This window comes from Nocardia sp. NPDC087230 (assembly GCF_044744725.1).
Lineage (GTDB): Bacteria > Actinomycetota > Actinomycetes > Mycobacteriales > Mycobacteriaceae > Nocardia > Nocardia canadensis.
In genome coordinates this window covers 249,997-272,121 of record NZ_JBIUYV010000007.1, presented here as the reverse complement: position 1 = coordinate 272,121, position 22,125 = coordinate 249,997, and the positions used below count along the sequence as shown (strand labels likewise).

Here is a 22,125-nt window from a genome sequence, read left to right as displayed (position 1 = left end):
ATATCCGTCGGCCGTGACCACCCGCCGGTCAGCATTCCGGCTGCACTCGTGCCACCACGCTTCCGCCGCGCGGCACATCGAGTGACGCTGTGGCCGTGCGGCTTTCCCGCCGGCACTCGGCGTCACAGTGGCACTTCCTCCCACCAGGCGATCACCTCGTCCTGGGCGGTGGGGCGTGGGGCGCCCGCCACGCCGCTGCTGCCCCGGCGGCTCACCGCGATCAGGTAGTTCGCGCGGGTGGAGTCGTCGGGGAAACTCATGACCTGATGGGCGGTCTGGGTACGGACGCCGGCCTGGTCGGGCACCACCCACCGGCGCAACGAGAACGGCACCCCGTTTTTGGTGCCCGGATACCGCACCGCGGCGGGCATCGCCTCCACGACCGACCGCGCCTGGGCCGCCGTCGGATACTCCAGCACCAGGTAACTCACCGACCCGGCATTGTTGTCGGTCCGCTCGCACTGCCAGCCCGCGCTGATCGGATTCCATTGCAGCGCGGGTTCTTTCCATTCCAGCTCACTCACCGCGCGCACCGCGACACACCGCGCACCCCGATACCCCGGCCCCTCCGCCACCGACCCCTGCGGCACCAGTGTCGGAAACACCCGGCGGCTCGCCGCGAACGAATCCCCCACCGCCGCGACCGAACTCGACGGACCCTTCGCCGTCCCCCCGGCCGCGTCCGCCGCCTCGTCCCCGTCGGGCAACACCACCACAACCAGCGCCACCAACAACCCGACCAGCGCGAACACCAACGCCGCCAGCAACAACCACCCCAACCGGTGCACCCGCGACATCCGCCGCGGCACCGGCCGCCGCGGACCCACCCACGGCCCGCCCATTCCCGGCGCCCCCATCGCCGGCCCACCCGGCACCCCACCTTGCGGTGTTCCCGCCAGCGCACCCCCGGCCTGCGGCGAGCTCCCCGGCGGAGGCGAGTCCTGCGGCACACCACCGCCCTGCGCTCCGGCCTGTCCCGCGTGCGGGCCGATCACCGATCCCGGCTCGCCACCCGTGGCCAGGCCGTGCTGGGACGGCCCTCCCTGCACGAGGGCCGCCCCCACAGCCGCGTTCCGTTCGTCGGCGGCCGGGACCGGGTGGGCTGCCGGAGCCCGCGATGCGCTCTCGTCCGACGGCGCGCCTGGGCGGCGCGAATCCTGTTGCCCTGGTTCGGGTCCAGCCGTGGTTCCGAACCCGTCAGCAACGGACACCGAGCGTCCCGCCTCCGCCGACGGTGCGCCACCCGACGCAACGCCTTCGGCCGCCGAGGGCCCCCCGGCCGCTGCCGTCGCATCACTCGGCGCGACGCCTCGCTGCGGCGAATCGTCGCGCCCGGGGTTCGATCCGTATGCCGCACCTCGGTCACCGTCGGGCTCCGCCGGGACAGCGGCCGCGGCGTGCGGCGGCCCCTGCGCACCCTGAACCGGTTCAGCGGCCGCCACGCCTGAACCGACACCCCTTGCAGGGTGACCGGAATCGGCTGGAGCACCGGACGATTCCGCACTGCGGCCAGCCTCCTCCGCTGGTCGCGCAATCGGCGTCACCTCGGTCAGCGCACTCGCGTTGGCGGCATCCAGCTGATCCGTATCCGGCATCGGCACCACGTCGGTGACCACCGAATCGGCATCCGAACCACTCCCGCGGGACCCGGAACCCTCAGCCTTGCCGCCTTTTACGTCGGCCGAAGGCGCACCACCACCGGTTACCGAGCCTGCCACCGAATCGCCCGCCCACAGCCCTGCTGCCGGACCAGCGATGCCGCCGGGCACAGCGGAAACCGACGACCCGTCCGGGCCCTCCTCCCGCGGCCGAAGATCGCTCTCTGCGCCGGGCGTTATCCGAGCACCCTCGGATCCCACACCACCTGACGACCCTGCCGCCACAGGCGACTGCGCGCCGGTCGAGCCCCCCTGCGGGCGCGGGCCGGGCGCCGGTACGTCGGTCGGCGGGATCGCGGGTGCCTGCGGCACCGCAGGAATCGCCCCCGTCGGCGGCTGGGACGAGTGTGGCCGTTCGGCAACGGGATTCGCGATCGGAGCGGGCGAGCCCGGGGACCTCACCGCCTGCGGATCGACCGCCGGGAAGTCGGACCCAACGGCAGAACCGGGCTGCCCCACTGGCTCATGTGCGGCCTGCCGAACCTCCGGCACGGGGTAGGCCACAGGCGGCTCAGCAGCGGACGGCTGTGGCGCCACAGGCGGTTGCGGGGCCGGCTGAACCCCAGGCGCCGGGTACGCCACGGGCGGCTCGGCCGCAGGCGACCGCGCACCCTGCCGCACCACCGGTACCTGCGGTGCCACAGGCGACGGTGGCGCGCCAGGCGGCTGCGCACTCTGCTGTCGCGCCGGCGACTGCTGCGCCACCGGCGGTTGCGGTGCCGGCTGACCGCTGGGCACCGGGTACGCCACGGGCGGCTCGACAGCAGGCGGCTGGGCACCCTGCTGCGCCACCGGCGGCTGAGCGGCCGGGGCGGCGTATCCGGCGGGCGGTGGACCGGGGGCCCGGGGTGCGGCGGGGACCGGGGCCTGGTGGGGTGGGCGCCACGGGGACTGGGGCGCGGGAGGGATCGGCTGGGCCGGGTTGGGGCCGTAGCCGGGGGCGTGCGGGGGGTAGGGGCCCACGGGGGCGGGTGGGTAGAAGGCGGGCGTGTTGGCCGGGGGCCGGGGCAGGGCGGGCGGGGTGTTGGAGGTCAGGGCCTGGCGGGCGGCCTTGGCGAAGGCGGCGCACGAATCGAAGCGGGCCGCGGGGTGTTTGGCCATGGCGGCGGCGAGGACGGCGTCCAGGGCGGGTGGCAGGCCCTGGCGGCGCAGGGCCAGGGGCGGCGGGTTGAGGTAGAGGGTGCCGCGGATGATCTCGTTCGGGTCCGGCGAGTCGAACGGGGCGATGCCGGTGAACAGCCAGTAGAGGGCGCAGGCCAGGGAGTACTGGTCGGAGCGGTGGTCGAGTTCGGCGCCGGTCATCTGTTCGGGCGAGGCGTAGGCCAGGGTCGCGGTGAACATGCCCTGCTGGGTCAGGTGGGTGGAATCGGCGCGCAGGCGGGCGATACCGAAGTCGGTCAGGAACATCCGCTCGCCCTGACCGCCGCCGGAGCGGGCCAACAGGATGTTAGCCGGCTTCACGTCCCGGTGCAGCACTCCCCTGCTGTGCGCGTAATCCAGTGCGTCGGCAACCCCTTCGACGATCTGCACGGCCCGTTCCGGCGGCAGTGTCATGGGATCGACGGTCGCCGCGTCGATCCCGTCGACATACTGCATGCTGATCCACAGCTGCTCGCCCTCGGTGCCGCGGTCGAAGACGGTGACGATGCCGGGATGATCGAGCCCGGCCGCCAGATCCGCTTCCCGTTCGAAGCGGGCGCGCACCCGTTCGTCGGCGAACAGATCGCGGTTGAGCAGCTTGAGCGCGGTCAACCGGTCCAGCCGCGGATGCCGCGCCAGATACACCGTGCCCATGCCGCCCTGGCCGAGCATCCGCTCGATGGTGAACCCGGCGAACACCTCACCGATGTCGAGCACTGCGACCCCCTTCCGGCGCCTGTGGCGGACCAGCATGGCACCCGCGCAGCGGTGTGACCACGTTCATTCGAATTCTCGCCGAAAATCGGTGAAACTTGCTAACGGTCGTCCGGTATTGTCCGGGCGCGCTCGACGAGTAGTTTGCACCGCCGGAGCAGGGCGCCGACGCGCAGTGGGTGGTGGGGAGGATTCGGTGGTGAAGTCGACCGGAAAGGCGGCTGCCTGTCGCAGGCTGCTGCAGTGTGTGGTGCTGGCATCGGCCGCGCTGTCCGCCTCGTGTGCCCTGCCGGGTACCCCGACCGCCGTGAGCGCGCCCACGGTCACGGTGAACAGCGAAGACGCCTGGCACCCCGGCCTGTCCATCATGCTGCCCGATTCGCTGGCCGCGGAGTTCACCCAGCTGCAGGCGCAACTGCCGGGCCAGGTCGGCATGGCGCTGATGCCGGTCGGCGGCGGCCGGATGACGATCTACGGCGACTGGACCACCGGCATCGCCTGGTCGACGATCAAGGTCCCGTTGGCGGTGGCCGCGCTGCGCCACGATCAGGACCAGTCCATCTTCGAGATGGTGCAGGCCGCGATCACGGTGTCGGACAACGACGCCGCCGAGGGCCTGTGGCAATCCCTGGGCGACGGCGAGGAAGCCGCCGAGGCCGTGCAGGAGGTCCTCGACGAGGCGGGCGACATCTCCACCGGCAAGGAGAATCTGCGCACCGAACTCGACTACACGTCCTTCGGCGGCACCGAATGGTCGCTGGCCAATCAGGTCCGCTTCGCCTCGCGCCTGCCCTGCCTGCCGCACACCGAGCTGGTCCGGCAGCTGATGGGCGAGATCACCCCCGAGCAGGGCTGGGGGCTGGGTCAGCTCGACGGCACCGAGTTCAAGGGTGGCTGGGGCCCCGACGACGACACCGGCGTCTACACGGTGCGCCAGTTCGGGCTGGTGCCGGTCGGCAGCGGCCTGCTGGCGGTCGCTCTTGCCGCGCAAGCGGATTCGGGCACCTTCGACGACACCACCGCGCTGCTGGACCGGATGGCGCTGCTGCTGTCGCGGCACCTGCCGGAGCTGCGCGGCGGCGTCTGCCCGCGCTGAGCGCACCGGCTCAGCCGGGGACGACCAGGCCGGATTCATAGGCCAGCACCACCGCCTGCGCCCGGTCGCGCAGGCCGAGCTTCGAGAAGACCTTGGAGACATGGGTTTTCACGGTCTGCTCGGCGACGAACAGCGCCTCGGCGATCTCGGTGTTGGACAGGCCCTTGGCCACCAGCTCGAGCACTTCGCGTTCGCGCGGGGTCAGCGAGGTGAGCGCGGGGGCGGCGGGCGTGCGCACGGTGTTGCGCCTGCGGGTGACATCGGCGATCAGGCGACGGGTGATGGTCGGCGCGAGCAGCGCCTCACCGTCGGCGACGACGCGGACCGCGCGCACCAGTTCCTCGGCGGGCGCGTCCTTGAGCAGGAACCCGCTCGCGCCCAAGCTCAGCGCCTCGTAGACGTAGTCGTCGATGTCGAAGGTGGTCAGCATCAGCACCCGCACCGGCGGATCGAAGCCGGCGGCGAGGATGGCCCGGGCGGCGTCGAGACCGTTCATCTCCGGCATGCGCACATCCATGAGCACCACGTCGGGGCGCAACCGCTTGGCCTCGGCCACCGCGACCCGGCCATCCGGCGCGTCACCGATGACGCTGATGTCGGGCTGGGCGGCCAGCAGCGCGCCGAAACCCTGCCGCACCATCGCCTGGTCGTCGGCGATCAAAACGGTAATAGCCACTCGACCACCCTAATGGGCGCGCGGACGAGGCGAAGGGGCCTACGGTGTGGGCAGTTTCGCCGAGACCTCGAACCCGCCGTCCGGAGTGGGTCCGGCCGCCAGCTCGCCGCCGACCGCCTCGACCCTGGTCCGCATGCCGTCGATCCCGTGTCCGCCGCCCGCGCCGGGCCCGCCGACGGCCGCCGCGGCCGCGTTGCGCACGGTCACCATCACCATCCCGGGATCGACCGCGACGGCGACGTGCACCGGCGCGCCCGGCGCGTGCCTGGCCGAGTTCGCCATCGACTCCTGCACCACCCGGTAGACGGTCAGCCCGGTCGTCTCCGGCACCGCCGCCAGCTCACCGCGCACACTCCACTCGACCGGCAGACCCGCCCGCTGGGCCGAGGCGCACAGCTCGGGCACGTCGGCCGCACGCGGCTGCGGCGCGTGCTCGGGCAGCTGACCGTCGCTGCGCAGCACCCCGAGCAGCCCGCGGATCTCGTTGAGCGCGGTGCGCGCGGTGGCGCCGATGGACTCGAATTCCGCGCGCGCGGCCGCGTCGAGATCGTCGATCCGGTAGGGCGCGGTCTGCGCCTGCACCACCACCATGGACATGTGATGGGCGACCACGTCGTGCAGGTCACGGGCGATGCGCGCCTTCTCCTCGAGGATCGCCCTGCGCGCGCGTTCGAGCTCGGTGACCTCTTCCTGGCGCTCCAGCTTGCGGCGCGAGGCGACCACGGTGCGCAGCAGGTACCCGAACAGCGCGAGCGCGCCGAAGCCGACCACCCAGCCCCACAGCGGCCCGTCGGCGGATCCGGGCATGGTGGTGGCGAACAGCATCGACTGGGCCGCCCAGGCCACCACGATGATCGGTACCGCCGCCCGCAGCGCCACCGCGAACAGCAGCACGAACAGCACGATGACGTGCACGACCTGGAACGGCAGGTCGTTGTCGGGCAGCGGCGTCATGGCGATCGAGAACAGCAGCGCCGCGCCCGCCGAGATCGCCCAGCCCAGGGCCGGGTTGACCCGCACGAACAGGATCGGGAACACCGCCATCGCCGCCAGCAGCGGGGCCAGGCCCGCGGGCACGTCGTGGGTGACGAACAGGGTGGGCCAGGCCACGCTGTACAGGACCAGCGCGACCGCGACCGTCGCGAGGTCGAACCACGTGCGAGCGGTGATGCGGCGCGCGACGGGGCGCAGTTGTCCGGGCATGGCTCGAGCCTACGAACCGTCCGGTCAGCGGACCTCATACCCACGAACGATTTCGGACCCCCTACCCTGGTGTGACCCCGGCGCCGGGTCACCCGCCCGCGCGCCCCGAGAACCGGTCCACAGCGGGATGCCCGCCACCGGACCCGCTCCTTATCGTCGGAGGCCATGAACACCCCGCTTCGCCAGGTACCCGCCGCTCGCCGTGCCCGTACCGCCGTCTCCGCCGCCTCGTCGAACACCGGTACCCCGGCCGAAGCCGCGCATCGCCGCCGCAGCGGTGTCGCCCTGTGTACCGCGGGCCTGGCCATGGCCGCCGCCGTCGTCATGTCCGCGCCCGGCGCCATGGGCACCACGCCCGGTGGCGGCACCGAGAACGCGGCCGCGGCCGCGGTGGTGCGCGCGCTCACCGACGACGACCCCGACGCCACCGCGCTGATCCCGCGCGACTTCGGCTACAAGTTCGGCTACGACCCGGCCCAGCAGGACGGCCTGCTGGTCAACCCGAACGGTAGCTGCTCGTCCCCGGTGACGCTGCCCGCCGAGTTCGGCCCCGCCTGCAAGGCCCACGACCTGGGCTACGACATGCTGCGCTACGCCGAACGGGTCGACGAGCCGCTGGGCCCGTGGGCGCGGCGCGCGGTGGACGCGGCGCTGAACCGGCGCATCCACACGGCCTGCGAGTCGCGCGACGACGAGTTCTCCCGGGCCCGCTGCGGGGTGATGGCCGATATCGCCTTCACCGCGGTCGACGTGAACTCGCGCAGGCAGGAGTACGGCGCCCCGGTGGTGGAGAACGTCTTCGCCACGACCGACCCGGCCGACCGCCCGAACCTGTGGCCGCTGGCCCGGACCGTGCTCGGCCTGTTCGCGGTGACGGCGGCCTCGGCGGTGATCATCGACGCCCTGCGCAAGCGCAGGCGGCGGCTGGTCTGACCCGGTTGCCGAAAACTAGAACATGTCCTAGTTTTTCCGCATGGCCCTCACTATCGACGAAACGATCGAGATCGACGCCCCCGCCGAGACGGTGTGGCGGGTGCTCACCGATTTCGACCGCTACGGCGAATGGAACACCTTCTGCTACGAGGCGGCGACCACGCTGGAACCCGGCTCGCCCATCGACATGCGGGTGCAACTCGGCCCCAACCGGCGCCCACAGCGGGAGTGGATCCGCAGCCACACCCCGGGCACCGAGTTCAGCTACACGATGAAGCCGGTGCCGCTGGGCGCCCTGCACAGCCTGCGCTCGCACACCGTGGTCGCGCTCGGCCCCAACCGCACCCGCTACGAGTCGCGGTTCACCCTGGCCGGCTGGCTCAGCCCCGTCGTCGAACTCGCCCTCGGCAAGCATCTGCGCGCCGGTTTCGCCGCGATGACCGCCGGCGTCGGCAAGCGCGCGACCGAAATCTGAAAAACGGGGTGCGCCAGGCCGATTCGGCCCAGCGCACCCCGCTCGGTTCCGACGCTAGAGGCCCGCGGGCGCGGGCAGCGCGCCGCGCGCCGCCTCGTAGGCCGCGCCCACCCGGTACAGGCGATCGTCGGCCAGCGCGGGGGCCATGATCTGCAGGCCCACCGGCAGGTTGTCGTCGGCCGACAGGCCCGACGGCACCGACATGCCGCAGTGCCCGGCCAGGTTGGTCGGCAGCGTGCACAGGTCCGACAGGTACATGGCCAGCGGGTCGTCGACCTTCTCGCCCAGCTTCCACGGGGTGAACGGGCTGGTCGGCGAGACCAGCACGTCGACCTGCTCGTAGGCGGCGTCGAAGTCGCGCGCGATCATCGTGCGGACCTTGAGCGCCTGACCGTAGTAGGCGTCGTAGTAGCCGGCCGAGAGCGCGTAGGTGCCGATGATGATGCGGCGCTTCACCTCGGGACCGAAACCGGCCTCGCGGGTCAGCGACATCACCTGGTCGGCGCTGTGGCTGCCGTCGTCACCGACGCGCAGGCCGTAGCGCATGGCGTCGAAGCGCGCCAGGTTCGATGACACCTCCGACGGCATCACCAGGTAGTACGACGACAGCGCGTATTCGAAGTTCGGGCACGACACCTCGATCACCTCGGCGCCCAGTTCCTTCAGCACCGCGACCGCGGCGTCGAAGGAAGCGAGCACGCCGGGCTGGTAACTGTCGGAATGCAATTCGCGCACCACGCCGACGCGCACGCCGGTCAGGTCGCCGTTGGCGCCCTGCTCGGCCGCGGCGACCACCGGGGCCACCGGCACGTCACGGGAGGTGGAGTCACGCGGGTCGTAGCCAGCGATCACCTCGTGCAGCAGCGCGGTGTCGAGCACCGTGCGACCGCACGGACCGCCCTGGTCCAGCGACGACGCGCAGGCGACCAGGCCGTAGCGCGAGACGGTGCCGTAGGTGGGCTTCACGCCGACCGTCGCGGTGACCGCGGCGGGCTGACGGATGGAGCCGCCGGTGTCGGTGCCGATCGCCAGCGGCGCCTGGAACGAGGCCAGCGCCGCCGCCGAACCTCCGCCGGAACCACCCGGGATGCGGGTGGTGTCCCACGGGTTGCGGGTCGGGCCGTAGGCCGAGTTCTCGGTGGAGGAGCCCATCGCGAACTCGTCCATGTTGGTCTTGCCCAGGATCGGGATGCCCGCGGCGCGCAGCCGCGAGGTGACCGTCGCGTCGTAGGGCGACATCCACCCCTCCAGCACCTTCGAGGCGCAGGTGGTCGGCATGTCCGTGGTGGTGAAAACGTCCTTGAGCGCCAACGGAACTCCCGCCAGCGGCGAGGCGGGCGTCTCGCCGGCGGCCAGCGCGGCGTCGACCACGGCGGCCGCGGCCAGCGCCTCGTCCCCCGCGACGTGCAGGAACGCGTTGAGCTCACCGTCGACCGCGGCGATCCGATCCAGGTGCGCGCGGGTGACCTCGGTGGAGGACACCTCGCCGCCGTGGATCTTGGCCGCCAGCTCGGCGGCCGACAGCTGGGTCAACTCGCTCATTCGCCCTCTCCCAGGATCTGCGGGACCAGGAAACGCTGTTCTTCCACGGCGGGCGCCTGGTCCAGCGCCTGCTCGGGAGTCAGACCGGGCACGACCACATCGGGCCTGGTCACATTGGTCGTCGGGTTCGGCGACGCGGTGGCGGGGACGTCGGCGGCGACCTCGGAGATGGTCCGCACGTGGCTGAGGATCGAATCCAGCTGACCGGCGAACTGGTCGAGTTCGGCGTCGGTCAACGCCAGCCGGGACAGCCGGGCGAGGTGAGCGACCTCGTCACGGGAGATTGCGGGCACCGCGGGACCCCTTTCGGCTTAGGTATGGGAACTAGTTGCCCACAGCCTATCGAGGGCGGGTGACGGGGCCGGACGCACCCGCCTCGCGCGAAAGTTCGCGCATGTCGCGCCCAGGGGCGCATACTTCGACTCGATAGCCCGCGCTCGGGGGTGTAAGTATTGCGTCACCGGGTATTCGTGTCGAACAGCCCCGGCCGCCTAGGAAAGGAACGCACGTGTCATACCTGCTCCGCGTGCAACTTCCGGATCGACCGGGAAGCCTCGGCTCCCTGGCACTCGCCCTCGGCGGGGTCGGCGCGGACATCCTCTCGCTCGACGTCGTGGAGCGTGGCGCCGGTTTCGCCATCGACGATCTGGTGGTCGAGGTGCCCACCGGCGCGCTGCCCGACACCCTCATCACCGCCGCAGAGTCCGTGCACGACGTGAGCGTCGACTCGATCCGCCCCTACTCCGGCGTCCTGGACACCCATCGCGAGCTCGAGCTGATCGATCAGGTCGCCAGCGCGCGCGACGATCGCCTGCAGGTGCTCGTCGACGGCGTGCCGCGGGTCCTGCGGGTGGGCTGGTCCACGATCATCGGCATGAGCCCCGGCGGCGCCTACCGCGTGGTCGGCAGCCCGAGTGCCCCTGAGACGCAAGCGGGTTCGGCACCGTGGATGCCACTGGAGAAGCCGTCGTGGCTCGACGGCGAAGCCGACTGGGTACCGCAGATCTGGCGCGACATGGACACCAAGCTGGCCGCCGCCCCGCTGGGCAACACCGGCAAGTCGCTGCTGCTCGGTCGTCCGGGCGGCCCGGACTTCCGCCCGTCGGAAGTGGCGCGGCTGGGCTATCTGGCCGGCATCGTCGCGACCGTGCTCAGCTGAGCGCGAGCCGCATCACATACAGCTGCAGTCCGTCGTGGGTCGACCAATTGCGTTCCGGCACACCGACGAACCCCAACCGCTCGTAGATCCGGTGCGCGTCCACCATCGTGCCCATGGTGGTCAGCGCCACCGCCTCGTAGCCGCCGGCACGCGCCTGGTCGATCACGGTGCGCACCAACGCCGTGCCCACGCCGAGGCCACGCGCGTCCTTGGCCACCGCGAGCATCCGGAACTCCAGTTCGCCCGGTAACGCGATCTCCGCGTACGGCGTGCCCGGCTTCGCGACGGTGAGCGACCCGGCGACCTTGCCGTCGTACACGGCGACCAGCACCTCGGCCTCGGCGGCCCGGTGCGCGACGTCGCCCAGCTCCCGGACGTAGCCGTCGTCCTCGTCGACGTAGCCGTCGCCCACATACACCTGCACGGTCAGCGCGGAGATAGCGGCGAATTCCTCGGGGCGGGCGGTCCGGATCCGGAGGCCGCTCCCGGGGGTCTGATGGTCGTTACCCTGCATCCGGGCATGATCCCACCCGGCCCGCTGTGATCTGAAACTCACCCATGTCTCACCGGGATGGTGAGCTCAGGACCCCAGGTAGGACCGCAGACCGGGATGCTGGGCCACCCAGTTGTCGGGGTTGCGCGGCGAGTAGACGACCAGCAGCTGGTCGCCGATCGACGGCCACTGCGCGGCGTCCCAGGCGAAGCGCCGATACACCACCACGCCGGGCACCGACGGGCCGATGAGGGTGCCGGTGATGGTCACGTAGTGCTCGCCGGTCATCGCGGGCAGCGGGCTGACTCCGGTGATGTAGAGCGAGCCCTGTTCCTGGTTCGCGCCCCCGCCGCGGCCGATCCGGTGGGCGGCCACGGCGCCGATCGTCACGACCAGCATCGTCACCATGGCCGCGGCCATCACCACTTCGAGCATGCCGCCCATGGTAGGCCCCGCGGGAATGTCACAGCGGCGTGAGCTCGCTGAGGCCCTGTTCCCGGCGCAGCTGCCAGACCGCGGCCCTGGTGCGCTGCGAGCGGCCGTTGCCCCGGTCGATCAGCGCGCGCTGGGCGGTGGTGTAGATCAGTTGCGCGCCACGCGCGTTGGTCTCCGGGTTCTGGAACAGCTGCACGAGCCGGTCGGTCTCCTCCACCGGCAGGCCCGCGCCGAGATCGTCGACCGCGAGCACCTGGCCGGTGTCGAGCGCCTCGAGCATGGCGGGCAGCACCCGCAGCAGCGATCGGGTGGCGGTGGATTCGTCGGCGAGCTCGAACGGCACGTCGATGCCCTCGTGCACCAGGCTCAACCCGGCCCCGCGCCGGTCCACCATCCGCCGGTACAGCGCGTCGCGGGCGGCGCGCAGGGTGCTCAGTTCCCGTTCCAGCAGGATCGGCTCGGCGCCGCCGTGGTCGAGTCGGGCTGCCAGCGCGCCGATCTCGGCGTCGAGGTCGCGCAGATAGTCCGCGTACATCGGATCGTGTTCGGCGACGAGCAGATCCTCGATGCCCAGATCCGCCGTCCGCAACAGCATCAGCAGCCGCGCCGCGTTGTCGGGCGAGCGCGAGATGTGGCTGCCCAGATCGTGCGCGAGCTCCTCGACGCCCGCCTCGCCCTGCTGCACCCGCAGGTTCGCCGCGAACCAGCGATAGGCAGGCACCAGCGCCTCGGCGTACATCTGCCCCGCCAGGCTCAGCAGCAACGCGTTCGGCCGCACCAGCGGCACCAGCGCCGCCACGCCGTAGCGGGCCGCCTCGAACATCGGGCCGATCTTGACCTGGTCACCGTTGCGCTCGAACACGATCCGCTTGCGCGAGCGCGGATGCGTGTACAGCCACTCCGCGATCACATCGGCGTTGTCGAGCCGGAACCCGTAGGTATAGGGCACCCCCTCGGCCACGAACCCCGCCACGAATTCGGTGGGCCGGTCCGCGAATCCGAGATGCGGCCTGCGCACCGGCCCCGCGTAGGGGTCCCACCCGCTCACCGAATGCAACACCGCGTCCCGCATCTGTGCGAGCGCGTCGACCAGGCTCGTCTTTCCCGACGCCGCCACTCCGTACACCGCGGTCACCGGCACCGCGACCGGACTGCCGCCGCCTTTGCTCGACCGCAACTGCTGCGCCTCGGCCAGCGATCGGTGATTGGTCACCTGAAAACTACGCAGCAAGGGTCGTCCGCCTCTCCGAGATCCTTCGCAAGACTAGGCGACGGCGGACCCATGCACGCGGTAGGCGTCGACGACGGCGGTGTCGGGTCCGTGGGGGGATCGGCCGTGGCCGGGCGTGTCCCGCCTGGACGCATTAGCATGCTGGGCACCGCGGCCGCCCGGTCCGCGGGGCTGAGTCGGACGAGGATGGGTGCGCGGGATGGCTGTTCGGATGATGGTTCGCGGAGTTGTCGTCGCCGCGGTGACCGCGGGCGCCGTGGTGCCGGTGGTGCTGAGCGCGCCGAGCGCGGTGGCCGATCCGTGCCCGAACGGGACCGCGCGCGTGTTCCTCGGGAACGAGACGAATTCCTGTCAGGGCGCCGGGTCGGTGTCCTACACCGACGGCCCGGTGTCGAAGGTGTGCTCGATGTCGGGGACGCACGTGGCCGTCGACATCCAGACCAACATCAAGAAGCGGCCGACGCGCCATGTCGAGATCAGCAACGGGCAGTGCTCGAGCTTCGACATGAAGACCCAGATCGGCAACACCGTCACCGTCACGCCGCACTGAGCGCGGACACCGCGGTGATCCGCCGTACCGCGGCGGACCCCGAGCCGGCGGCTACTCGTCCTCGGTGAGCTCCGGCGCGGGGGTGACCGCGGCGGGTCCGAACTCGAGCAGGAGCCGGAAGCCGTCCTCGTCGAGGATGGGGACGCCGAGTTCCTCGGCCTTGGCCGCCTTCGAGCCGGGCGCCTCGCCGATCACCACGAACGCGGTCTTCTTCGAGACCGAGCCCGCCGCCTTACCGCCGCGCAGCAGGATCGCCTCCTTGGCGCCGTCGCGGGTGAAGGTTTGCAGTGAGCCGGTGACGACGATGGACAGGCCGTCGAGAGTGCGCTCGATGGAATCGTCGCGTTCGTCTTCCATCCGTACGCCGGCCGCACGCCACTTGTCGACGATGGCGCGGTGCCAGTCGACGGTGAACCATTCGACGACGGCGGCCGCGATGGTCGGGCCGACACCGTCGGTGGCCGCGAGTTCCTCCCCGGTCGCCGTTTCGATGCGGTCCAGGCTCCCGAATTCGGCGGCCAGCGCGCGGGCCGCGGTCGGGCCGACGTGCCGGATCGACAGTGCGACCAGTACTCGCCACAGCGGCGTGTCCTTGGCCCCGTTCAGATTCTCCAGCAGGCGCGCGCCGTTGGCGGACAGCGTCCCGTCCTGTTTGGTGAACAGCGGAACCCCGAGCAGGGCCTGCTCGTCGAGGGTGAACACATCGCCCTCGTCGGTGATGGCGCCCGAGGTGAGCAGCGCGTTGGCGGCCTCGTAGCCGAGGGCTTCGATGTCGAAGGCGCCGCGGCCGGCCAGGTGGAAGACGCGTTCGCGCAGCTGAGCCGGGCAGTGCCGCTGATTGGGGCAGCGGATGTCGGCGTCGCCCTCCTTGGCCGGAGCGAGTTCGGTGCCGCAGGCCGGGCAGTGGGTCGGCATCACGAACTCGCGTTCGTCGCCGGTGCGGGCGTCGACGACCGGGCCGAGGACCTCGGGGATCACATCGCCGGCCTTGCGGATGGTGACGGTGTCGCCGATCAGCACGCCCTTGCGCTTCACCTCGGAGGCGTTGTGCAGGGTGGCCATGGCGACGGTCGAGCCGGCGATGGAGACCGGGGCCATCACCGCGAACGGGGTGACCCGGCCGGTGCGCCCGACGTTGACCTCGATGTCGAGCAGCGTGGTCGTGGCCTCTTCGGGCGGGTACTTGTAGGCGATGGCCCAGCGCGGGGCGCGGGAGGTGGAGCCGAGGCGGCGCTGCAACGCCGTCTCGTCGATCTTGATCACCTGGCCGTCGATCTCGTGTTCGATGTCGTGGCGGTGCTCGCCCCAGTAGGCGACCCGCTCGATGACCGCGTCGATGCCCTCGACCAGGCGGGTGTGCTCGGAGACCGGCAGACCCCAGGCCGCCAGCGCCCGATAGGCCTCGTGCTGGGACGCGGGCCGGTAGCCCTCGATGCGGCCGAAGCCGTGACAGATCATCCGCAGCCTGCGCTGCGCGGTGATCGCCGGGTTCTTCTGGCGCAGTGAGCCGGCGGCGGTGTTGCGCGGGTTCGCGTACGGCGGTTTGCCTTCGGCGACGATCTGGGCGTTGAGGGTCTCGAAATCCGCGAGCCGGAAATAGACCTCGCCGCGCACCTCCAGCAGCTCCGGGATCGGGAAGTCCGCGCTGGGGGTGAGTTCGGCGGGGATGTCCTCGATGGTGCGCGCGTTGAGGGTGACGTCCTCGCCGGTGCGGCCGTCGCCGCGGGTCGCGCCGCGCACCAGTCTGCCGTTCTCGTACACCAGGTTCAGCGCGACGCCGTCGATCTTGACCTCGCACAGGTAGTGCAGGCCGGGCCCGGTCTCGGCTTCCACCCGGCTCGCCCAGGCGCGCAGTTCGTCGTAGTCGAAGACGTTGTCGAGCGAGAGCATCCGTTCGAGATGGTCGACCGCGGTGAACTCGGTGGCGAAACCGCCGCCCACGAGCTGGGTCGGCGAATCGGGCGTGCGCAGATCGGGATGCGCGTCCTCGAGTTCCTGCAACTGCCGCAGCAGGGTATCGAACTCACCGTCGGAGATGATCGGCGCGTCACGCACGTAGTAGCGGAACTGGTGCTCACGCACTTCGTCCGCCAGCCGCTGCCACTGCACCCGCTGCTCGGGGGTCGCGCCCACCGGCTCGGCGCCCACGGAAACCACGCTGTCGCTGTCACTCACCCGTCGAAGAGTAGTCGAGCCCACCGACACTTCCGGCCATCGTTCCCGCACGTCGCGGGCTCATTCCGGGGCGCTCACCGGCAGACGGACACGCGATCCCCGCGCGTGCCGGCCCGCGACTCAGTCGAGCGAGATCGACTCCGGTTCCTCGGCGAAGGCGCGGGCGACCTCACCGGTGAGGGTGAGGGCCGTGCGAGCCCAGGGCAGCGGTGCGCCGGCCAGGCCGCACGCGGGGGTGACCAGGATCTGCTCGGCCAGCACCCGCCGCGCGAAACCGAGCCGGTCGATCAAGCGGACGCCGGGTTCGGCGATAGTGCGCCAGGTGGGTGGCGCCGCCGGGGCCGTGGTCGGGGTCAGGCCCAGGGCGATCTTCTTGCCGGAGTCGAGGATCTCGCCGAGGGCGTCGAGATCGGTCGTGGTGATCGTGGCCGCGTCGAAGGAGATCGCGGCGGCGGCGGTGCGGCCCAGCGTGGTGAGAGCGGGCCGGGCGGCGCAGGTGTGCACCAGCACCGGCGCGGACTGCGCGGCGATCACCGTATCGAGGATGTGCAGCGCCTCGGGTTCGGGCAGGGCGCGGATGGTGTTGAGGATGCTGGGGCCCCGCAGGGAGCCGTCGAGCACCGTGGTGAGCCGGGGCTCGTCGAGCTGGACGACCACCTGGGCCCCGAGCCTGCGGGCGACCTCGGCGGCGTGCCGGGCCAGCCCTTCGGCAAGCGACTCCGATAGATCACGCACCGCACCGGAATCGGTGAGGATGCGGTGCCCGCCGGGCAGCTCGACCTCGGCGGCGAGGGTGAGCGGGCCCGCCGACTGGATCTTCACCACGCGGCCCGCGCCGACCAGACCCGCTGTCTCCCATGCCTCTTCGATGGCGTCGAGATCTTCGTGCAGCAGATCCCTGGCGCGGCGCGACACCGCGCCTGGACGGGCGGCCAGGCGATAGCCGCGGGTGGTGGAATCGAAGCGCAGGTCGACGAGCAGTGCCGAGACCCGGCCGATCATGTCGGCGCCGACCCCGCGATCGGGCAGCTCGACCAGGTGCGGGAGATCGGGGAGTTCGCCGATGATCGTCGCGGCCGCTTCGCGCGGATCGGTGCCGGGCCACGAGCCGATGGCTGTGGCGGTGCCGCCGGACAGCGGGACGACCGGCTCCGGTGCGGCGGTCTCCTGCGAGTTCTCGCTGCGCCACAATGTCACGCGCTCAACACCTTTCGATTCATCGAACGCCGTCGCCACCGAGCCGGTGCGAACATCACGCGCCACGGACCGCACCGCACCGATTCGTGCGACGCACGGACCGCCGGTCACCATCCTGCCCCGCGCCACCGCGACGACGGCTGTCGGCCCCGAGGACCCCTACTCACCGAGACGACCGCGTCCCGGCGCGGCACGCGGCGATCAGACCGAAGCGTCGGCCGCGTCCGCCGCGACACCGGCACGGTCGGTGCCGTTGATGGTGCCGCTGCCGACCACGGTGTCCCCGCCTTCGGCATCGGGCAGATACAGCACGATCGCCTGGCCCTTGGCGACACCGGTGAGCGGTTCACGCAGGCGGGCGACGAAACCGTCGCCCTCGGGGGTGACGACGGCGGGCGCGGTGCCACCGTGCGCACGCACCTGCACGACGCACTCGACCGGCGCGTCCGGCCGCACGCCGGAAGTCCAGACGGCGCGATCGGCGGTGACGACGTCCACCTGGAGGTCCGCCACCGACCCCACCCTGACCGTGCCGGAATCGGGATCGATGCCGGTGACGTAGCGGGGCTTGCCGTCGGCGGCGGTGTGGGTCAGGCCCAGGCCCTTGCGCTGGCCGACGGTGAAGCCGTGCACGCCTTCGTGCTCGCCCAGGACGGTGCCGTCGGAGTCGACGAGCGCGCCCGGCCGGATGCCGATCTTGGCGCCGAGGAAGGCGCGGGTGTCGCCGGAGGGGATGAAACAGATGTCGTGGCTGTCGGGCTTGTCGGCCACGGCCAGGCCGCGCTCGGCGGCTTCCTCGCGGATCCGCGGCTTCGGGGTGTCCCCGACCGGGAACATCGCGCGCGACAGCTGTTCGGCGGTGAGGACCGCGAGCACGTAGGACTGGTCCTTGTCGGCGTCGACCGCGCGGCGCAGCACGCCGTCGTCGAGCCGGGCGTAGTGCCCGGTGACCACGGCGTCGAAGCCCAGCGCCTGCGCGCGGTCGGCCAGGGCGGAGAACTTGATCTTCTCGTTGCAGCGCAGGCACGGGTTGGGGGTCTCGCCCGCGGCGTAGGCGGCGACGAAGTCGTCGATCACGTCCTCTTTGAAGCGGTCGGCGAAGTCCCAGACGTAGAACGGGATGCCGAGCACGTCGGCGGCGCGACGCGCGTCACCGGCGTCCTCCTTGGAGCAGCAACCGCGCGATCCGGTGCGCAGCGTGCCCGGCGTCGCGGACAACGCCAGGTGCACCCCGACCACCTCGTGGCCGGCGTCGACGGCCCGCGCCGCGGCCACCGCCGAATCGACGCCACCACTCATCGCGGCGAGTACTCGCATCAGGCACCTCCTCTAGCGCCGGCCAGGCCCGCGGCTCTGGCCCGTTCGATGACCTGCGGCAGAACGGTCAACAATGTCTCGATATCGGCCCCGGTCGAGGTGTGACCGAGCGAGAACCGCAGCGAACTGCGGGCCTGCCAGGGCTCGACGCCCATCGCGATCAGCACGTGACTGGGTGAGGCCACGCCCGCGTTGCAGGCCGACCCGGTGGAGCATTCGACGCCGGCGGCGTCGAGCAGCATGAGCAGCGAGTCGCCCTCGCAGCCGGGGAAGGTGAAGTGGGCGTTGCCGGGCAGGCGGCGCTCGCCGGCCGGTCCGTTGAGGACCGCCTCGGGCGCCACGTCCCGCACGCCCGCGATCAGCTGTTCGCGCAGCGCGCGCAGGTGCTCGGCGCGGGCGGGCAGCTCACCCACCGCGTCGCGCAGCGCCGCGGCCAAGCCGACCGCCGCGGCCACGTCGGAGGTGCCCGAGCGCAGGTCGCGTTCGTGGCCACCGCCGTGGACCAGTGGCACACAGGGCACCTGCCTGCCGAGCAGCAGCACGCCGATGCCGTGCGGGCCACCGACCTTGTGTCCGGCGACACTGAGCGCGGCCAGGCCGCTCGCGCCGAAATCGACGGGGATCTGGGCCACCGCCTGGATCGCGTCGCTGTGCATCGGGACGCCGAATTCCTCGGCGACAGCTGCCAATTCGGTGATCGGCTGGATCGTGCCGACCTCGTTGTTGGCCCACATGACGCTGACCAGCGCGACCTCGTCGGCGTACTCGGCGAGCACCTCGCGCAGCGCCTGCGGCGACACCACGCCCTCGGCGTCCACGGGCAGCCAGCTGACCCGCGCGCCCTCGTGCTTCTCCAGCCACTCGACCGCGTCGAGGACCGCGTGATGCTCGACGGAGCTGGTGACGATCCTGGTGCGCCGCGGATCGCCCGCCCTGCGCCCCCAGAAGATGCCCTTGAGGGCCAGATTGTCGCTCTCGGTCCCCCCGGAGGTGAAGATCACCTCGGACGGCCGGGCACCGAGCTCGGCCGCGATCGACTCGCGCGCCTCCTCCAGCGCCCGCCGCGCGGCCCGGCCCGATCCGTGCAGCGACGAGGCATTACCCACCGTCGTCAGCGCGGCCGTCATCGCCTCGACGGCGGCCGACAGCATCGGAGTGGTGGCCGCGTGGTCGAGGTAGACCGTCTTGGGCGCACCGTTGACCGGACCCGTGTAAGCCGACTTCATGACCGACAAAGCCTATACCACCGCTGACCTGGGCATCTTCGGGGTCCACCCCTGCTCTCTACGATTTTTCGACGATTTACCCAGGATCCTCAACGCGTGCGTCGCCTCTCGGTATTCCCGCATCGGCGACGAAGGGCCCGGTCAGCAGGGCTGCGAGTACGACGCGCGGAGGCAGTGGCGGCCTCCGCGCGAGCGGCGACGGTGGGGCGGTCAGGTTGTCGCGGAGTGGGCGGCCTGGACGACGCCGAGTTGCTGCAACATGCCGAGCGTGTCCCAGCAGGCCCAGCTCTCGATGATCTTGCCGTCCTGGAAGCGATTGACCGTGATGCCTTGCACGACCGCCGATTTCCCAGTGGCGTGCATGCCCATCATCTCGCCGTCGTTGGTTCCCGTCCCGGTCCATCGGGTGGTCACGAAGTCGCCCTCGGCGATCTGTTCGTTGACCAGGAAACGCTGATCCGAGAACGCGGCGAGATACATCTGCGCGAGTCGTTTCAGGCCGTCGGGTCCATGGAGTTCGGCGAAGGGGTTCTGTGGATCGTGGTTGATGCAGTCGGGCGCGATGACCTCGTCGAAAACGTCGAGGTCGCGCGAGTTCCACGCGTCGAAGATGCGCTTGGCGGCAGCCTTGTTCTGCTCTGACATGGCGTGTCCTATCCAGTAGTTACGCCGAACCGGCGAAGGCTCGCAGTCGCTACAGGCAGCGTTCGCCGCGCCCGGCGTTCAGTGGGGTGTGCGCGATGCCGACGGCGAAGCCAATCGTCACTACCCGATACGAAGACACTGCCGGCACGATGCCCGCCGGAGTCCAGCCCGGCAGAGATTCGGCTACCCGTCGGTCGCAACCTTGAAGCCGGTGTACGGAATCATTGTGCGCCCTTTTTCTCCGCGAGGTAAGGGGCGCCGGAGAGCGCGACTCCCCGGCGCACCGCCGTCAGGTCAGCGCACTCATATCGACGTCGTACTCCTTGATCCAGGCGTTGGCGCGCAGAATCGTCTCGGTCCGAAGGCGGGCCCACGAGCCGCTGCCCGCGGTGTCGGTGCCGTCGACGATCGCCGTGGCCGCGTCGACGTTCAGGAACTCCCGGATCGGCTCGTCGGCGCCGGTCAGCACCTCGTTCAGGCCCTTGCGCAGCATGTCGTCGTAGCCGGTGTCCAGGGTCGCCGGGAAGACCGACTTCGGGCGGTTGCGCACCGCGTCCGGCAGCAGATCACCGGCGGCGGCGCGCAGCAGCCATTTGCTCTCGCCCGGGCGCTGTTTCATCGACCACGGCACGTTGAACAGGTAGTCGATCAGGCGGTGGTCGCAGAACGGGACGCGGACCTCGAGCCCGACCGCCATGCTCATGCGGTCCTTGCGGTCGAGCAGCGGCCGCATGAATCGGGTGAGGTCGAGATAGTTGGCCGCCCGCATCCGCGCGTCCTGGGGTGATTCGCTGTCGAGGCGGGGCGCCTCGGCGATGCCCTGCGCGTACATCCCGCCGATGCGCTCGAACAGGCCGGTACGCGCCAGCACGCCGCCGTCGAACAGGCTGAACGTCGACGGGGTCCCCTGCAACAGCTGGAACGCCATCCACGGATAGATCGGCACGTCGAGGACCTTCTCGTCGTGCAGCCACGGGTACCCACCGAACACCTCGTCGGCGCCTTCCCCGGAGATCGCCACCGTGCAGCGCTCCCGCACCGCCTGGAACAGCAGGTACAGCGAGACGTCCATGTCGCCCAGGTGGTTGGGCAGATCCCAGGCCCGCAGCACCCGGCGCCGGACGTCGGGGTCACAGAGCGCGGCGGTCGCCACGTCGATGCCCTCGTGCTTGCAGCCGACGTAGTCGACCACCTCGCGGATGAAGGGCGCGTCCTCGGTCGCGCGCAGGATGTCGGCGGAGGTCTCGAAGAAGTCGGCGTGCCCGACGAAATCGATGGAGAACGACCGCACCACATCGGCCGCGGTGTTGGATCGAGTCGCCAGCGCGGTCAGCAGACTCGAGTCGATGCCGCCCGACAGCAGCGTGCCGATCGGCACGTCGGACACCAGCTGCCGCTCCACGATGTCGGCCAGCAACGCGCGCACCGTCTCCACGGTGGTGTCGAGATCGTCCTCGTGCGGGCGGGCCGTCAACCGGTAGTAGCGATGCCGCTCGATTCCCGCTCTGCCGACCCGCAGGTATTCGCCGGGCTGCAATTCCAGCAGACCGGCGAACGGCGTCTGGCCCGACATATTCGCCTGCAACACAAGGAAACTGGCGAAACCGTCGACATCGACCTTTCGCTCGGCCGCCGGGTTGGCCAGGATGGCCTTGGGCTCGGAGCCGAACAGGATCCCGTCGGGGGTCGGGTAGTAGTAGACGGGTTTGACGCCCACCCGGTCCCGCACGAGGAACAACTCCTGGCTGCGCTCGTCCCAGATCGCGAACCCGAACATGCCGTTGAAGCGCTCGACGCAGGCGATGCCCCACGCGAGATAGGCGCGCAGCACCACCTCGGTGTCGCTCTTGGTCGTGAACCGGTGACCCGCGCCTTCCAATTCTTGCCGCAATTCCCGGAAATTGTAGATCTCGCCGCTGTAGGTCAACACGACGTCATCGCGGACCATCGGCTGGACACCGCCCTCGATATCAATGACCGACAATCGACGATGCCCGAGTGCGGCGTGCCGGGAAATCCATTCCCCGCCGGCATCCGGTCCGCGCAGGAGCATCGTCTCCGTCATTCGCCGAACAATCGATCGTTGCGTCTCGAGATCTCTCGAGAAGTCGACCCATCCGACAATTCCACACATTTGTTTTCAACCTCCGAGAATATGACCGAGCGAATGCGGCGACGCGCGTGCGCAGGGGCGCCCGGCAGGTCACCGCCGGGACGAAACCGGTTGGCCACCAACCGGATCGCGCCCTCGACACGGGGC

General features: G+C 70.9%; 19 protein-coding genes. 5 read left to right on the top strand and 14 right to left on the bottom strand.

Annotation, left to right across the window (positions count from 1 at the left end; all coding sequences use genetic code 11):
- Positions 1-122: 122 nt before the first annotated feature.
- Entirely contained in the window at positions 123-3,515 is a 3,393-nt protein-coding gene (locus ACIO52_RS24140) for a protein kinase (protein WP_402646955.1), read from the bottom strand.
- 196 nt (positions 3,516-3,711) lie between these two features.
- On the opposite strand from ACIO52_RS24140, the gene ACIO52_RS24135 reads away from it, so the two are divergent.
- Positions 3,712-4,608 (top strand): hypothetical protein, encoded by an 897-nt coding sequence (locus ACIO52_RS24135; protein ID WP_218721906.1) that lies wholly within the window; start codon positions 3,712-3,714, stop codon positions 4,606-4,608.
- Between the two features lie 10 nt (positions 4,609-4,618).
- On the opposite strand, the gene ACIO52_RS24130 is transcribed toward ACIO52_RS24135, so the two are convergent.
- Positions 4,619-5,284, bottom strand: coding sequence for a response regulator transcription factor (locus ACIO52_RS24130; protein WP_218721908.1), 666 nt, complete (start codon positions 5,282-5,284; stop codon positions 4,619-4,621).
- 39 nt (positions 5,285-5,323) lie between these two features.
- Positions 5,324-6,487, bottom strand: a complete 1,164-nt coding sequence (locus ACIO52_RS24125; protein ID WP_316575653.1) for a histidine kinase — start codon at positions 6,485-6,487, stop codon at positions 5,324-5,326.
- A gap of 165 nt (positions 6,488-6,652) precedes the next feature.
- Between ACIO52_RS24125 and ACIO52_RS24120 the strand changes: the two genes are divergently transcribed.
- A complete protein-coding gene (locus ACIO52_RS24120) occupies positions 6,653-7,420 on the top strand; it encodes a hypothetical protein (protein ID WP_218721910.1) in 768 nt (255 codons plus the stop codon).
- A 40-nt stretch (positions 7,421-7,460) separates the two neighbouring features.
- On the top strand, positions 7,461-7,895 hold the full coding sequence (locus ACIO52_RS24115) for an SRPBCC domain-containing protein (RefSeq protein ID WP_218721911.1): 435 nt from the start codon (positions 7,461-7,463) through the stop codon (positions 7,893-7,895).
- 54 nt (positions 7,896-7,949) lie between these two features.
- On the opposite strand, the gene gatA is transcribed toward ACIO52_RS24115, so the two are convergent.
- Positions 7,950-9,437 (bottom strand): Asp-tRNA(Asn)/Glu-tRNA(Gln) amidotransferase subunit GatA, encoded by a 1,488-nt coding sequence (gene gatA, locus ACIO52_RS24110; RefSeq protein WP_218721912.1) that lies wholly within the window; start codon positions 9,435-9,437, stop codon positions 7,950-7,952.
- Positions 9,434-9,730 (bottom strand): Asp-tRNA(Asn)/Glu-tRNA(Gln) amidotransferase subunit GatC, encoded by a 297-nt coding sequence (gatC, locus tag ACIO52_RS24105; protein WP_067493225.1) that lies wholly within the window; start codon positions 9,728-9,730, stop codon positions 9,434-9,436. The genes gatA and gatC overlap by 4 nt, the downstream gene beginning before the upstream one ends.
- A gap of 215 nt (positions 9,731-9,945) precedes the next feature.
- On the opposite strand from gatC, the gene ACIO52_RS24100 reads away from it, so the two are divergent.
- On the top strand, positions 9,946-10,596 hold the full coding sequence (locus ACIO52_RS24100; RefSeq protein WP_218721913.1) for an amino acid-binding protein: 651 nt from the start codon (positions 9,946-9,948) through the stop codon (positions 10,594-10,596).
- Here ACIO52_RS24100 and ACIO52_RS24095 read toward each other — a convergent pair.
- From ACIO52_RS24095 to ACIO52_RS24085, 3 genes are all read right to left on the bottom strand, one after another.
- Positions 10,589-11,110, bottom strand: a complete 522-nt coding sequence (locus ACIO52_RS24095; protein ID WP_218721914.1) for a GNAT family N-acetyltransferase — start codon at positions 11,108-11,110, stop codon at positions 10,589-10,591. The genes ACIO52_RS24100 and ACIO52_RS24095 overlap by 8 nt on opposite strands.
- Before the next feature lie 66 nt (positions 11,111-11,176).
- Positions 11,177-11,524: a hypothetical protein gene (locus ACIO52_RS24090; protein ID WP_308248693.1), complete on the bottom strand. Its 348-nt coding sequence runs from the start codon at positions 11,522-11,524 to the stop codon at positions 11,177-11,179.
- Positions 11,525-11,552: 28 nt separating this feature from the next.
- A complete protein-coding gene (locus ACIO52_RS24085) occupies positions 11,553-12,737 on the bottom strand; it encodes an ATP-binding protein (RefSeq protein WP_342801861.1) in 1,185 nt (394 codons plus the stop codon).
- Positions 12,738-12,954: 217 nt separating this feature from the next.
- Between ACIO52_RS24085 and ACIO52_RS24080 the strand changes: the two genes are divergently transcribed.
- Positions 12,955-13,305 (top strand): hypothetical protein, encoded by a 351-nt coding sequence (locus tag ACIO52_RS24080; RefSeq protein ID WP_218721917.1) that lies wholly within the window; start codon positions 12,955-12,957, stop codon positions 13,303-13,305.
- Between the two features lie 51 nt (positions 13,306-13,356).
- On the opposite strand, the gene ligA is transcribed toward ACIO52_RS24080, so the two are convergent.
- The 6 genes from ligA to asnB all read right to left on the bottom strand — a co-directional run bounded on the left by ligA (position 13,357) and on the right by asnB (position 21,999).
- On the bottom strand, positions 13,357-15,453 hold the full coding sequence (gene ligA, locus ACIO52_RS24075; protein ID WP_402647003.1) for an NAD-dependent DNA ligase LigA: 2,097 nt from the start codon (positions 15,451-15,453) through the stop codon (positions 13,357-13,359).
- Between the two features lie 147 nt (positions 15,454-15,600).
- Positions 15,601-16,617 (bottom strand): methionine synthase, encoded by a 1,017-nt coding sequence (locus ACIO52_RS24070; RefSeq protein ID WP_316576343.1) that lies wholly within the window; start codon positions 16,615-16,617, stop codon positions 15,601-15,603.
- A gap of 261 nt (positions 16,618-16,878) precedes the next feature.
- Positions 16,879-17,994: a tRNA 2-thiouridine(34) synthase MnmA gene (gene mnmA, locus ACIO52_RS24065; protein ID WP_218721919.1), complete on the bottom strand. Its 1,116-nt coding sequence runs from the start codon at positions 17,992-17,994 to the stop codon at positions 16,879-16,881.
- Complete coding sequence (locus tag ACIO52_RS24060) at positions 17,994-19,220, bottom strand: cysteine desulfurase family protein (RefSeq protein WP_218721920.1); 1,227 nt, start codon at positions 19,218-19,220, stop codon at positions 17,994-17,996. Before ACIO52_RS24060 ends, mnmA begins: the two co-directional genes overlap by 1 nt.
- 210 nt (positions 19,221-19,430) lie before the next feature.
- Entirely contained in the window at positions 19,431-19,865 is a 435-nt protein-coding gene (locus ACIO52_RS24055) for an ester cyclase (RefSeq protein WP_218719336.1), read from the bottom strand.
- A 289-nt stretch (positions 19,866-20,154) separates the two neighbouring features.
- Positions 20,155-21,999, bottom strand: coding sequence for an asparagine synthase (glutamine-hydrolyzing) (asnB, locus tag ACIO52_RS24050; RefSeq protein WP_342800834.1), 1,845 nt, complete (start codon positions 21,997-21,999; stop codon positions 20,155-20,157).
- Positions 22,000-22,125 lie beyond the last annotated feature (126 nt).

What these genes read in the sequence shown, in the direction of transcription:
- ACIO52_RS24120 (WP_218721910.1), top strand. Translation starts at nt 6,653, where the DNA reads ATGAACACCCCGCTTCGCCAGGTACCCGCCGCTCGCCGTGCCCGTACC.
- ACIO52_RS24090 (WP_308248693.1), bottom strand. Translation starts at nt 11,524, where the DNA reads ATGCTCGAAGTGGTGATGGCCGCGGCCATGGTGACGATGCTGGTCGTG.
- mnmA (WP_218721919.1), bottom strand. Translation starts at nt 17,994, where the DNA reads ATGCGAGTACTCGCCGCGATGAGTGGTGGCGTCGATTCGGCGGTGGCC.
- gatA (WP_218721912.1), bottom strand. Translation starts at nt 9,437, where the DNA reads ATGAGCGAGTTGACCCAGCTGTCGGCCGCCGAGCTGGCGGCCAAGATC.
- ACIO52_RS24115 (WP_218721911.1), top strand. Translation starts at nt 7,461, where the DNA reads ATGGCCCTCACTATCGACGAAACGATCGAGATCGACGCCCCCGCCGAG.
- ACIO52_RS24080 (WP_218721917.1), top strand. Translation starts at nt 12,955, where the DNA reads ATGGCTGTTCGGATGATGGTTCGCGGAGTTGTCGTCGCCGCGGTGACC.
- asnB (WP_342800834.1), bottom strand. Translation starts at nt 21,999, where the DNA reads ATGTGTGGAATTGTCGGATGGGTCGACTTCTCGAGAGATCTCGAGACG.
- ACIO52_RS24095 (WP_218721914.1), bottom strand. Translation starts at nt 11,110, where the DNA reads ATGCAGGGTAACGACCATCAGACCCCCGGGAGCGGCCTCCGGATCCGG.
- ACIO52_RS24125 (WP_316575653.1), bottom strand. Translation starts at nt 6,487, where the DNA reads ATGCCCGGACAACTGCGCCCCGTCGCGCGCCGCATCACCGCTCGCACG.
- ACIO52_RS24055 (WP_218719336.1), bottom strand. Translation starts at nt 19,865, where the DNA reads ATGTCAGAGCAGAACAAGGCTGCCGCCAAGCGCATCTTCGACGCGTGG.
- ACIO52_RS24060 (WP_218721920.1), bottom strand. Translation starts at nt 19,220, where the DNA reads ATGAAGTCGGCTTACACGGGTCCGGTCAACGGTGCGCCCAAGACGGTC.